Raw genomic sequence first — 12451 nt, forward strand, 5'->3', positions numbered from 1 at the left:
AACCGCTCATTGCCCGTGGGGAGAGCGCCATGTTGATGCAGACCCTGTCCAAAGCCAGCGCCCAGTTGCAACTACCACCCAATACCGACGCCGTGGGTGCCGATACGCCGCTGTTCGCCAACCAGGTCGAAAAAACCTACGGCAACGGCACCCATGCCCTGAGCCGCGTCAAGCTGGCGATCCAGCGCGGCGAATTCGTTTCGTTGCTGGGCCCTTCAGGCTGCGGCAAAAGCACCTTGCTGAAGATGTTCGCCGGCCTCGAACAGCCCAGCGCCGGCCACGTGCGCTGGTGGGGCAAGGATGCCCCGGGCGGTGATCCTCGCGCGGCCAGCGTGGGCCGCAACCTCGCGATGGTGTTCCAGGAAGCCACCTTGATGCCGTGGGCCAAGGTGCAGGACAACGTGCGCCTGCCGCTGGACCTGGCGGGTGTGCCCAAAGCCGACAGCCAGGCCAAGGTACAGGCAGCACTGGAGCAGGTAGGCCTGGGCGCGTTCGGCAATGTTTACCCGCGTGAATTGTCTGGCGGCATGCAGATGCGTGCCTCGATTGCCCGGGCATTGGCCACCGAGCCCAACCTGCTGCTGATGGACGAACCGTTTGGCGCGCTCGACGAGTTCACCCGCAACAAGCTCGACAGCGACCTGCGCCAGCTTTGGGCCGAGCGTGACCTGACGGTGGTGTTCGTCACCCACAGCATTTTCGAGGCGGTGTATCTCTCGTCGCGGGTCGTGGTAATGGGTGCTCGCCCCGGGCGTGTGATCGCCGATGTCGCCATCGACGGCCCGCAGGTACGCGACGAGGCCTACCGCACCTCCCCGGCGTTCATCGCGCAATGCGCTTACCTGTCCCAGCTGCTGGCCCAGGCCAACGGCGAACCGGCTTGAGGGCCTCTGAATGAGCCAAACCCCTGCTCCCTGGTTACGTAACCCCGCCGTGCTGCGCATCGTCTCGCCACTGCTTGTCGGCACCTTGCTACTGGGCCTGTGGCAGCTGGCCTGCATCGCCTGGCAGGTACCGGTGTACCTGGTGCCCTCCCCTGCAGACATCGGCCGCACGCTGATCATCGACGGCCCGATGCTGCTCGGGGCACTGTGGATGACCCTGAAAATCACCTTCCTGTCGTTCGCCCTTGCGGTCGTTATCGGCACCCTGGCCGCGTTCGTGTTCGTGCAGAGCCGGGTGATCGAAGCCAGCCTGTTCCCCTACGCGATTCTGCTGCAGGTGACGCCGGTGGTGGCGATCGCCCCGCTGATCATCATCTGGTGCAGCGACACCACCGTGGCGCTGGTGATCTGCGCGACGCTGGTCGCGGTGTTCCCGATCATCGCCAACACGGTACTGGGCCTGCGCAGCGTCAACCCCGGGCTCGTCAACCTGTTCCGCCTCAACCGCGCCAGCCGCTGGCAGGTGCTGCTGCGCCTGCGCATCCCCAGTGCCTTGCCGTGCTTTTTCGCCGGCCTGCGGATTGCCAGCGGGCTGGCGTTGATCGGCGCGGTGGTGGCGGAGTTCGTGGCTGGCACCGGCGGGACCGGTGCGGGGCTTGCGTACCAGATCCTGCAAGCGGGCTTTCAACTCAACATTGCGCGGCTGTTCGCCGCCCTGGTGCTGATCGCCCTCACCGGCGTCGCGCTGTTCAGCCTGATGGCCCTGCTGGCACGCCTGAGCCTGCGCCACTGGCACGAAAGTGAACTGGGCTAAGCCCCTGGAGCCGTACATGAAGCACTATGCCGACAGCTGGCTGATACGTAACGCCAGCGCCATTCTCACCGGGCTACGCGGCGCGCCAGCGCGTCATGCTGGCCCAGACATCCGCATCAGCCACGGGCGCATCGCCGCCCTCGGGGCGCTGCAACCGCTGCCAGGCGAGCAGGTGCTCGACGCCACCGATTGCGTGGTCTACCCGGGGTGGGTGAACACCCACCATCACCTGTTCCAGTCGCTGCTCAAGGGTATCCCGGCAGGTATCGACCAAAGCCTGGGGGCCTGGTTGGGAGCGGTGCCCTACCGCTACCGCAGCCTGTTTGATGAACACAGCTTCCGCCTGGCGGCGCGTATCGGCCTGGTGGAGCTGGCCCGCTCCGGCTGCAGCACGGTGGCCGACCACCATTACCTGTACCTGCCAGGCATGGCGTTTGACAGCGCGCAGATTCTGTTCGAGGAGGCCGAGCGGCTAGGCCTGCGCTTGGTGCTGTGCCGGGGCGGGGCAACCCAGGTGCGCCAGGCCGAAGGCGCGGCAAGCGCTGGGCCGGAAACCCTGGGTCAATACCTGAGTGACGTCGAGCGGCTGGTGCGCACCTACCACGACCCCGCCGCCGATGCCTGGCGCCGGGTAGTGATGGCCCCCACCAGCCCGCCGTATTCGATGCCGCCCGAGCACCTGCGCGAAACCGCCAGGGCTGCGCGCAGGCTGGGTATCCGCCTGCACAGCCACCTGAGCGAAACGGTGGAGTACCAGAACGAAGTGCAGCGCCGCCACAACCTGTCGCCGGTGGCATTCTGCGCGGAGCACGAGTGGCTCGGCGCCGACGTGTGGTTCGCCCACCTGGTCAAGCTCAGCCGCGAGGAAATCCAGCTTTTGGGCGCTACCGGCACTGGCATTGCTCATTGCCCGCAGAGCAACGGCCGGCTGGGCAGTGGCATCGCTGACATCGTCGCCATGGAAGCGGCAGGTATGCCTATTTCGATCGGCGTAGACGGCGCCGCCTCCAACGAGGCCTGCGACATGATCAGCGAAACCCACGCCGCCTGGCTGATGCAGCGGGCCAAGGCTGGCGAGCGGGCCTTGCCAGCCTATGCCGGCGGCCAACAGGAGGGCGGCGCGCATGTTGCCTGCGTGGAAGACGTGGTGCGCTGGGGCACTGCCGGTGGCGCGCAGGTGCTGGGGCTGGAAGCGCTGGGCACGCTGGAGGTGGGCAAGGCAGCGGACCTGGCGCTGTATCGGCTGGACCAGCCGCGCTACTTCGGCCTGCATGACGTAGGCATTGCGCCGGTGGTGGGCGGTGGCCGGCCGACATTGCGCGCATTGCTGGTCGGCGGGCGCCTGAGCGTGGAGAACGACGCTATCCCTGGTCTGGACCTGGCGGAACTGGGCAGCCAGGCGCGCGAGGCCGTGGTGCGGCTGCAACGGGCGGTGGGGGTGCGGGCGTGAGGTGGACAGTCGCTTGGTGCTTGCCATGGCATGTTCAGGGCCTATGAGATCGAGCGCCGCCCGCGCGGCGCTTCGCGGGGCAAGTCGGATCGCCGCACCGCCGCTCCCACATTTGTTGCAACATGCCATGGCCTGATAGGCCATGGTTGTTAGCCTTGGCGCATGGCTGAAGACAGGTGGGGCGCCGGCAGCACCAGCCGAGAAATTGCGTCGTGCCAACAAGGCTGGCAACTATGGCCTCACAGGCCATGGCACGTTGCAACAAATGTGGGAGCGGGCTTGCCCCGCGAAGCGCCGCGCGGGCGGCGCTCGATCTCAAAAGCGCTGAAGATTCCAAGGCAAGCGCTTCGCGATGCGCCGCGCGGGCGGCGCTCGATCTCAAGGGCGCTAAAGATCCCAAGGCAAGCGCTTCGCGCGGGCGGCGCTCGATCTGTGCATCACCACAAAAACCAAGCCAGGCCCCCGGTAGCCCCAACCCTATCTCCCGACAAACCTATCGCAACCCCGACCACCACCCCATTCCTAAAGCCCACCAAGCACCCTACCAACCTGCCCAACCACCTGCCTCGTCGCCTCTTCAACCGTCCCTTCATTCCGGCACAACACCCACCCATTATCAGCAACCGCTCGTTCAAACGCCTCGGTACTGGCCACCTGCTCTGCCAGGTTGAACATCACCGTACTGCGCAGCCCCGCCGTACGCGCCGCGGCCCTCGCCCATGAAATCTCAGCGTCGGTGACCACGCCCACATGCAGGTCTGGCACGCGCACCTCGCGCGCCATGTTCAACCGCAGCACCTCGGCAAACGGGATCAGGCGACGGAACGCGGCATCCGATGGGTACCAGCGATCGATCAGGATGATGCTGTCGGCGGGCTGTTTGGGCAGCACGTTCAGGGTAATCCAGCGACGGCTCTCGGCCAGGCGTTCACACACCTGCAACTCCAGTGCTCGGCTGGGGTTTCTCACGAGTTGGTTGACCAGCGCCATGGTCTCGGCCCGGCCCGGGTCGTTGTTGCGCTCGCACAGCCGCACCACCTTGTGCTTGTCTGCCCTCAAGGCGTGGGTGACGGCCTCCAGCAAGGTGGTCTTGCCGGTTCCTTTTGGCCCATCGAGCGAAACGAACAGTGAGCGGCCCATGTTCAAGCCTGTCGCAGGAATGCAAGCATGGCCTGGGCATCCGCAAGCTCGAGCTTCCCGGGGGCGTCCACGACGACACGCTTGACCACCAAGTCTTCGACCAGCAAGGCATAGCGCTGCGAACGCAGCCCCATACCCCGCGCCGACAGATCCTGGGCCAAACCCAGGGCCTGGGTGAACGTGCCGTTGCCGTCACCGATCATGCTGACCGTGCCACCCACCTGCAGCGCGTTGCCCCAGGCATTCATCACGAAGGCATCGTTGACCGAAACACAAAGCACCTCGTCGACACCGGCGTCTGCCAATTCCTGAGCCGCCACCACATAGCCCGGCACATGACGCTCCGAACAGGTGGGCGTGAATGCCCCGGGCAATCCGAAGATCACTACCTTTTTCTGCTGGCAGCGCTCATGGACTGAAAACGCACTCGGGCCGATCGGGCATTCACCCTCGCCATTGCTGTATTCGTGAAGGGTTGCATCAGGCACCACGTCGCCGGTTTTGATCATCGCTGCCTCCAGAGGCCGATCGGCCCGTTCAAGTCATCGCAGTCTATCAAGATCACGTTGGCACGGCTGGAGCACATTTGTACTCCAGCCGATTTCTGGGCACGATCAAGCAAGCCAACCTGGTGCCCCAACAGATTGCTTTTACAACGGCCGATACAGGTAATTCCGTGGATTTTCATCAAAACAGTGAAAGTCTTACCTCGTCGCGCTGGTTTTTGCAGCCCGCCATTACAGCTAGCCTTGCTGTACTTCCCTATACCGAGGTCACGCCAATGAAGGCCGTTGTTTATACCCAAGCCGGTTTGCCTATCCAGGATCCGCATGCCCTGTTCGACACCGACCTGCCCCTGCCCACGCCAGGCCCGCGCGACCTGCTGGTCGAGGTCAAGGCCATCGCAGTGAACCCGGTCGATACCAAAGTCCGCGCCAGCCGCAACGCTGAACAACCGCAGGTTCTGGGTTGGGATGCAGTCGGTGTCGTGCGCGAGGTGGGCAGCGAGGTGTCGCTGTTCCAAGCGGGCGACGAGGTGTTCTATGCCGGCGCCATCGACCGCCCCGGCAGCTACAGCGAATTGCACCTGGTCGATGAGCGCATCGTCGGCCACAAGCCACGCAGCCTGGACTACGCCAGTGCCGCCGCTTTGCCTCTGACGTCCATCACTGCCTGGGAATTGCTGTTCGACCGGCTGGGTGTCGAGGAAACAGGCGGCAAGGGGCAACGCTTGCTGATCGTCGGCGCCGGCGGTGGCGTTGGCTCTATCCTGGTGCAACTGGCACGCCAACTCACGCAGCTGACGGTGATCGGCACCGCCTCGCGGCCTGAAACCCAGCAGTGGGTCAGGGAACTGGGCGCCCACCATGTCATCGACCACTCGGCCGCGCTCGCTGAGCAACTGGCAGCGCTCGAGCAAGATCCGGTGGACTACGTGATCAGCCTCACCCACACCGACACGTACCTGCCGCAACTGGTGGAAGTGCTACGGCCGCAAGGCAAGCTGGCCCTGATCGACGACCCGGCGCAACTGGATGTCATGCCGCTCAAGCGCAAATCGCTGTCCCTGCACTGGGAGCTGATGTTCACCCGTTCGCTGTACCAGACCGAAGACATGATCAAGCAGCATCAGCTGCTGGAGCGCGTCTGCGCCCTGGTTGACCAAGGCGTCATCAAGACCACGGTCGGCGAGCACTACGGCGCAATCAACGCGGACAACCTCAAGCGCGCCCATGCCCTGATCGAAAGTGGCAAGGCGCGCGGCAAGATTGTCCTCGAAGGGTTCTGACCCACCGCTCAAGGCAGAGCGGCCCGCTGCGGCCGCCCTGCAAACACTCACCGGGCATCCGAGTACGCAACACCCCCACGCAAGCCGGTGTTCTCCTCCACCGTGCCCGCGCCGTCCAGATACCCATGTTTACGCAGGTCCGGCATGAGCACCGCCGCCAGCAGCGTGATCGCACTCATGGCGGCAACGTAGTAATAGAACACCGACTCCACCCCTGCCCCACGCAGCAACAACGCCACATACTCGGCGGTACCACCACACAGCGCATTGCCCAAGGCATACGGCAAACCCACGCCCAACGCGCGGACCGTCGCCGGGTACAGGTCGGCCTTCAGCACGCCGGTGACCGGCGTGTAGAACGCCGCAATCAACAAGCCGCCCATCACCAGTGCAAACGCCTCATACGGGTTGCTGACATTCTTCAACCCCGACAGCAAAGGCACGATGAAAATGCTGGAGAGCAAACCGAAAGCAATCATGCTGTTCCTTGAGCCGATCTTGTCGGCCAGCATGCCAAACACCGGCTGCAGGCACATGAACACCACCAGCGCCGCCGTCATGATGAAACTCACGGTAGAAGGATCGAAGCCTGCCGAGACCACCAGGTACTTCTGCATGTAGGTCGAAAACGTGTAGAAGTGCAGCGAGCAGCCGGCAGTGATCGCCAGGGTCAGCACAATGGCTTTCTTGTGCCGCAGCAGGGCTTTGATCGAGCCCGCTTCCTTATGCTTGTCACCTTGCACATGGGCGGTTTCGAGCATCGAGCGGCGCAGGTAGACGACCACCAGCGCGCTCACCGCGCCGATCAGGAACGGGATCCGCCAGCCCCAGGCTTTCAGGTCTTCCAGCGCCAGCACGTTCTGCAGCACCACCACCGTCAGCAAGGCCAGCAGTTGGCCTGCGATGATCGTGAAGTACTGGAATGAGCCAAAGAAGCAGCGCTTGCCTGGCCTGGACACTTCGCTGATGTAGGTGGCGCCGGTGCCATATTCGGCGCCGACCGAAAGCCCCTGCATCAGGCGGGCAATCAGCAGCAACACAGGGGCTGCCATGCCGACGCTTTCATAGGTGGGCAGCACCGCGATCATCAGCGACCCGCCGCACATCAGAAACACCGAGAGGATCATCGAGAACCGGCGGCCACGGGTGTCGGCCAGGTAACCGAAAATCCACCCGCCCAGCGGGCGCATGAAAAAACCGACGGCGAAGATACCAGCGGTGGCCAACAGTTGCGTGGTCTGGTCACCCTGGGGGAAGAACAACGCGGCAAAGTAGATAGAGGTATAGGCGTAGATGAAAAAGTCGTACCACTCCACCAGGTTGCCGGAGCAGGCCCCGAGGATGGCGCGGATACGTTGCCGGTTGGTGAGGGTGCCGATAGCCGGCGAAACAGCAGCATTATTGTTGTGGGTGTGCATGAGGCACCTTTTGGGATTTATTATTTTTCAAGCCAGTCAAGGGCGCTGGCTTTTAGTCCCAAACCACGCTACGCGCTCTACCACGGGGCTGCCAGACCACCATCCCTCTAGCAGTTATGCCGTGATTGAATAGCTACTCAGAGCATGTGCCCCGCCCAGATGCCTTGGTCGACCAGCTCGGAGGCGATGTCGACGAAGGTCTGCCCAACATAGCGCGTGGCCGGGCTGACGTGGCGATCTGCCGGCGAAACCAGCACCAGCTTGCGCATGGGGGTGGGGTCGATCAACGGGGCAGCGCACAGCGTGCCCTGCTTCAGATGTGCATAGATGGACGCCAGCGGCAGCGCGGTAAACCCGAAGCCGTTGCGTACCAGGTCGATCATCGCGCCAAACGAGTCGGCCTCCACGCTGGTGGTGAGCTTGAAGCCCCGCTCCAGGGCGCACTGGTCCATGATCTTGCGCAAGCCGTGGCGCGGGCTGGGTAGCACCAGTTGCTCATCGGCCAGCACGGCAAAGGGCACGGCGCTGTTCCAGTCGAGGCCAGCCTCCGGTGGCCCCACCAGTACCAGGTTCTCCATCATCACCGGCTCGATCCGCAAGGTGTGCAACGGTTGCGGGTCGTAGGAAATCGCCAGCTCCAGTTCACCGCGTTGCAGCCAATCCAGAAGATAGCCACTGAAGGCAGACGAGAACCTGATGGACAAGTCGGGGTGGGTATCGCGGATGCGTTTGACCAATGGCACGGTGACGATTTCGGCAATGGTCGGCGTAGTACCCACGGCCACCATGCCGCGGAACGCCGCGCGCCCGCCTGCCACCGACGCACGAATGGCCTCGAGCTCATCCATGATGCGCGTGGCGTGCTCGAGCACCTCAAGGCCAGCTTCGGTGATTTCCATGCCACGGCCATGGCGCTCGAACAAATACACGCCCAGTTCTTTCTCCAGCTGGCGTATCTGCCGGCTGAGTGCGGGCTGCGCCACGTGCAGGCGGTCGGACGCCTTGCTCAGGCTGCCCAGCTCGGCCACATGGATCAGGGTCTTGAGTTGCACGACGTCCATCGATGATCACCACAAACGGCAGTAAAGGGCCTGAGCCTAAGGTTACGCCTCAGTCTAAACACCGGCTCATCCAACAGCTATAGCAATTGGGCATATCAGCTAGATGGCTGCACGACGTGACAAGCGGTAGCGGTTTGTGCGTGCACCTTGCGCCCCGTAGCTATGCCCAATCGGCATATCTCAAAGAAAAAAACGGTAGTCGTCCTTGGGGCTGTCTCACCCCATGATGTGGGAAAACAAAAGCAGCATGCCCTGGAGATACCCATGTCATCGCAAGAAGCAGAACAGCACTGGCAAGAGGACGTGTTCCGCGTGCTCAAGGCCCACGACGTCAAACACGTGGTGTTCGTGCCCGATGCCGGCCACTCGGCCGCCATCCGCATGTCCTATGCAGACCCTGATATCAAAGCGGTTGTCCTGACCACAGAAGAAGAAGGCATCGGCTACCTGGCCGGCGCCTGGCTTGGCGGTGAGCGCGGCGCGCTGCTGATGCAGTCCAGCGGCGTGGGCAACTGCATCAACACGCTGGCGTTGCAGAACTGCGCAGGCTTCCCGCTGCTGATGGTGGTGACCATGCGTGGCGACTGGGCAGAGTTCAATGCCTGGCAGAACCCGATGGGCCAGGCCACCGAAGCCTCGCTGCAACTGATGAAGGTGATGACCTGGCGCGCCGACGTGCCGGAAGACGTCGCACCGCTGCTGCATGGCGCTGCCACCATGGCCTTCAACGGTGATTGCGCCACTGCCCTGCTGCTCGGCCAGCGCCTGATCGGAGAAAAGAAATGGGTCAAGTAAGCGCCAACCACACCCTGTGCCGCCGCGAAGTGGTACGCACCCTGCTCGCCGATCGCCAGGACCTGCTGGTGGTAACCGGCCTCGGCTCGGCCTCCTACGACGTGATGGCCGCCGGTGACCATGACGGCAACTACTACCTGTGGGCCGCCATGGGCAGCGCGATCACCGTCGGCCTTGGGCTGGCCAACGCCCAGCCGGGCAAATCGGTGGTGGTCATCACCGGTGACGGCGAGTTGCTGATGGGCTTTGGTGCCCTGGCCACGGTCGCTTTGCAGAAACCCGCCAACCTCACCATCGTGGTGCTGGACAACGGCCACTTCGGCGAAACCGGCATGCAGGTCAGCCATGCCGGCTTCGGCATCAAGCTTGACCAGGTGGCGCAAACCTGCGGCTTCGGCTGGACCCGTGAAATCCGCGAAATGGAAGGTGTGCATGACCTGCGCGAACGCTTTGCCAGCCGCGAAGGCGTGAAGCTTGCGACCGTCAAGATCAAGGCCGAAAACCCGCCCCGGGTGTTGCCGCCACGCGACGGCCACTACATCAAGAACCGCTTGCGCGCGGCCCTGGGCTTCCAGCCGCTTTGACCCCGTTTGCGGGTGGGGCCGGTTGCCGAACCACGCCAAGGCAGCCGGCCCTGCCCACCCTGGAGAACGTTATGACTGCAACCAACCACGAAGAACTGACGGCCATCCGCGAGGGCGTGCGCGCCCTGTGCGCCGATTTCCCGGCCGAATACTGGCGCAAGATCGACGAACAGAAAGGCTTCCCTGAAGCCTTCGTCAAAGCCATGACCGACGCAGGCTGGCTGTCGGCGATGATCCCCGAGCAATTCGGCGGCTCGGGCCTGGGCCTGGCCGAAGCGTCGGTGATTCTGGAAGAAGTGAACGCCTGTGGCGGCAACTCCGGCACCATCCATGGCCAGATGTACAACATGTTCACCCTGCTGCGTAACGGCAGCGAGGAACAGAAAAGCTACTACCTGCCCAAGCTCGCCAGTGGCGAACTGCGCCTGCAGTCGATGGGTGTGACCGAGCCAACCACCGGTACCGACACCACCAAGATCAAGACCACCGCCGTGCGCAAGGGCGACAAGTATGTGATCAACGGGCAGAAGGTGTGGATCTCCCGCGTTCAGCACTCCGACCTGATGATCCTGCTGGCGCGCACCACGCCGCTGGCCGAGGTGAAGAAAAAGTCCGAAGGCATGTCGATCTTCCTGGTCGACCTGCGCGAGGCCATCGGCAACGGCATGACCGTGCAACCGATTGCCAACCTGGTCAACCACGAAACCAACGAACTGTTCTTCGACAACCTCGAAATCCCTGCCAGCAGCCTGATCGGCGAAGAAGGCAAAGGCTTCCGCTACATCCTCGACGGGCTCAATGCCGAACGCACGCTGATCGCCGCCGAGTGCATCGGTGACGGTCGCTGGTTCGTCGAAAAAGCCAGCCAATACGCCCGCGACCGCGTGGTGTTCGGCCGCCCGATCGGCCAGAACCAAGGCGTGCAGTTCCCCATCGCCGAAGCCCACATCGAGATCGAGGCAGCCGACCTGATGCGCTGGCGTGCCTGCGAGGAATACGACAGCGGCCGCAATGCCGGTGCCGCTGCGAACATGGCCAAGTACCTGGCGGCCAAGGCCAGCTGGGAAGCCGCCAACGCCTGCCTGCAAACCCACGGTGGCTTCGGCTTTGCCAACGAATACGACGTCGAGCGCAAATTCCGCGAGACCCGCCTGTACCAGGTGGCGCCGATCTCTACCAACCTGATCCTGTCGTACGTGGCCGAACACCTGCTGGAGCTGCCACGCTCGTTCTGATCCGCAATTCCCCTTGCCCACGGTGAGGGGTGTCTTTGCCAGGAGAGATAATAATCATGAGCCAGCCCACGGCCACCCGCCCACTCGACGGCATCACCGTCATCAGCCTCGAACACGCCATTGCAGCGCCCTTCTGCACCCGCCAATTGGCCGACCTCGGCGCACGCGTGATCAAGGTCGAACGCCCCGGCAGCGGCGACTTCGCCCGCGGCTACGACCAACGGGTCAACGGCCTCGCCTCGCACTTCGTCTGGACCAACCGCTCGAAAGAAAGCCTGGCGCTGGACCTGAAGCAGGACATCGCCGGCGACATCCTTGAGCAATTGCTCGAGCAGGCCGATGTACTGGTACAGAACCTGGCGCCTGGGGCCGCGGCGCGCCTGGGCTTGAGTTTCGAGGCGCTGCATGCGCGGTTCCCCAGGCTGATCGTGTGCGATATCTCCGGCTACGGCAGCGGTGGGCCTTACGAGCAGAAAAAGGCCTATGACCTGCTGATCCAGAGCGAGGGCGGGTTTCTGTCGGTAACCGGCGGCCCAGGCGATGAGTACATGGCCAAGGCGGGCAACTCCATCGCAGACATTGCTGCGGGCATGTACGCCTACACCGGCATCCTCTCGGCGGTATTGCTGCGCGAGAAGACCGGGGTCGGCAGCCAGGTCGAGGTGTCCATGCTCGAAGCCCTGGTCGAATGGATGAACTATCCGCTGTACTACGCCTACCAAGGCGCGCCGCCGCCACCACGCGCCGGCGCCGCCCACGCCACCATTTACCCCTACGGGCCGTTCCCGATCGGTGATGGCAGCACGGTCATGCTCGGGTTGCAGAACGAACGCGAGTGGCAACTGTTTTGCGAGCAGGTATTGCTGCAGCCGGAGCTGGCCAGCGACGACCGCTTCGCCGCCAATTTCAAGCGTGTGGCCAACCGCGATGCCTTGCGTGCACTGATTGTGCAGGCATTCGCTGCGCTGGACTTCGACACCGTCATCCAGCGCCTGGACCAGGCAAGCATCGCCAACGCCAAGGTCAACGACATGCAAGGCGTGTGGCAGCACCCACAACTGAAGGCGCGCGAGCGCTGGCGGCAGATCGGCACAGCCGCCGGCAGCGTACCCAGCCTGCTACCGCCCGCCACCAGCAATGCCTACAGCCCGCGCATGGACCCAGTGCCCGCCCTGGGCGAACACAGCGAAGCCATCCTGGCCGAACTGGGCCTGCCTGGGCAACGTATCCAACAGCTGCGCGCTTCAGGGGTCATCTGACCCCTCTTTTTCAAAAGAGAAC

The 12451-nt window shown here is 63.6% G+C and carries 12 protein-coding genes; 8 read left to right on the forward strand and 4 right to left on the reverse strand.

Annotated elements, in window-relative coordinates:
• Positions 1 to 29: 29 nt before the first annotated feature.
• The 3 genes from ACFY68_RS05790 to ACFY68_RS05800 all read left to right on the forward strand — a co-directional run bounded on the left by ACFY68_RS05790 (position 30) and on the right by ACFY68_RS05800 (position 3148).
• Positions 30 to 884 (forward strand): ABC transporter ATP-binding protein, encoded by an 855-nt coding sequence (locus tag ACFY68_RS05790; RefSeq protein WP_387524337.1) that lies wholly within the window; start codon positions 30 to 32, stop codon positions 882 to 884.
• 85 nt (positions 885 to 969) lie between these two features.
• Complete coding sequence (locus tag ACFY68_RS05795) at positions 970 to 1698, forward strand: ABC transporter permease (protein ID WP_346613483.1); 729 nt, start codon at positions 970 to 972, stop codon at positions 1696 to 1698.
• Between the two features lie 16 nt (positions 1699 to 1714).
• On the forward strand, positions 1715 to 3148 hold the full coding sequence (locus ACFY68_RS05800; RefSeq protein ID WP_387524340.1) for an amidohydrolase family protein: 1434 nt from the start codon (positions 1715 to 1717) through the stop codon (positions 3146 to 3148).
• A gap of 522 nt (positions 3149 to 3670) precedes the next feature.
• On the opposite strand, the gene ACFY68_RS05805 is transcribed toward ACFY68_RS05800, so the two are convergent.
• Positions 3671 to 4288, reverse strand: coding sequence for a dTMP kinase (locus tag ACFY68_RS05805; protein WP_387524343.1), 618 nt, complete (start codon positions 4286 to 4288; stop codon positions 3671 to 3673).
• Positions 4289 to 4290: 2 nt separating this feature from the next.
• Positions 4291 to 4797, reverse strand: coding sequence for a peroxiredoxin (locus ACFY68_RS05810; RefSeq protein WP_387524346.1), 507 nt, complete (start codon positions 4795 to 4797; stop codon positions 4291 to 4293).
• Between the two features lie 272 nt (positions 4798 to 5069).
• On the opposite strand from ACFY68_RS05810, the gene ACFY68_RS05815 reads away from it, so the two are divergent.
• Positions 5070 to 6077: a zinc-binding alcohol dehydrogenase family protein gene (locus ACFY68_RS05815; RefSeq protein ID WP_387524349.1), complete on the forward strand. Its 1008-nt coding sequence runs from the start codon at positions 5070 to 5072 to the stop codon at positions 6075 to 6077.
• A gap of 47 nt (positions 6078 to 6124) precedes the next feature.
• Here the strand turns inward: ACFY68_RS05815 and ACFY68_RS05820 are convergent, their stop codons facing one another.
• Both ACFY68_RS05820 and ACFY68_RS05825 read right to left on the reverse strand, forming a co-directional pair.
• Positions 6125 to 7495 carry an MFS family transporter gene (locus ACFY68_RS05820; RefSeq protein WP_387524352.1) on the reverse strand — a complete coding sequence of 457 codons (1371 nt, stop codon included), beginning with the start codon at positions 7493 to 7495 and terminating at the stop codon, positions 6125 to 6127.
• Between the two features lie 137 nt (positions 7496 to 7632).
• Positions 7633 to 8556, reverse strand: coding sequence for a LysR substrate-binding domain-containing protein (locus ACFY68_RS05825; protein ID WP_346613401.1), 924 nt, complete (start codon positions 8554 to 8556; stop codon positions 7633 to 7635).
• Positions 8557 to 8820: 264 nt separating this feature from the next.
• Between ACFY68_RS05825 and ACFY68_RS05830 the strand changes: the two genes are divergently transcribed.
• The 4 genes from ACFY68_RS05830 to ACFY68_RS05845 all read left to right on the forward strand — a co-directional run bounded on the left by ACFY68_RS05830 (position 8821) and on the right by ACFY68_RS05845 (position 12429).
• Entirely contained in the window at positions 8821 to 9351 is a 531-nt protein-coding gene (locus tag ACFY68_RS05830; RefSeq protein WP_346613402.1) for a thiamine pyrophosphate-binding protein, read from the forward strand.
• Positions 9339 to 9935, forward strand: coding sequence for a thiamine pyrophosphate-dependent enzyme (locus ACFY68_RS05835; RefSeq protein WP_387524354.1), 597 nt, complete (start codon positions 9339 to 9341; stop codon positions 9933 to 9935). The genes ACFY68_RS05830 and ACFY68_RS05835 overlap by 13 nt, the downstream gene beginning before the upstream one ends.
• Positions 9936 to 10006: 71 nt before the next feature.
• Positions 10007 to 11170, forward strand: a complete 1164-nt coding sequence (locus ACFY68_RS05840; RefSeq protein ID WP_346613404.1) for an acyl-CoA dehydrogenase family protein — start codon at positions 10007 to 10009, stop codon at positions 11168 to 11170.
• Positions 11171 to 11226: 56 nt separating this feature from the next.
• A complete protein-coding gene (locus ACFY68_RS05845) occupies positions 11227 to 12429 on the forward strand; it encodes a CaiB/BaiF CoA transferase family protein (RefSeq protein WP_387524358.1) in 1203 nt (400 codons plus the stop codon).
• Positions 12430 to 12451 lie beyond the last annotated feature (22 nt).

Source organism: Pseudomonas sp. NPDC012596 (assembly GCF_042902325.1).
Classification (GTDB): Bacteria; Pseudomonadota; Gammaproteobacteria; order Pseudomonadales; family Pseudomonadaceae; genus Aquipseudomonas.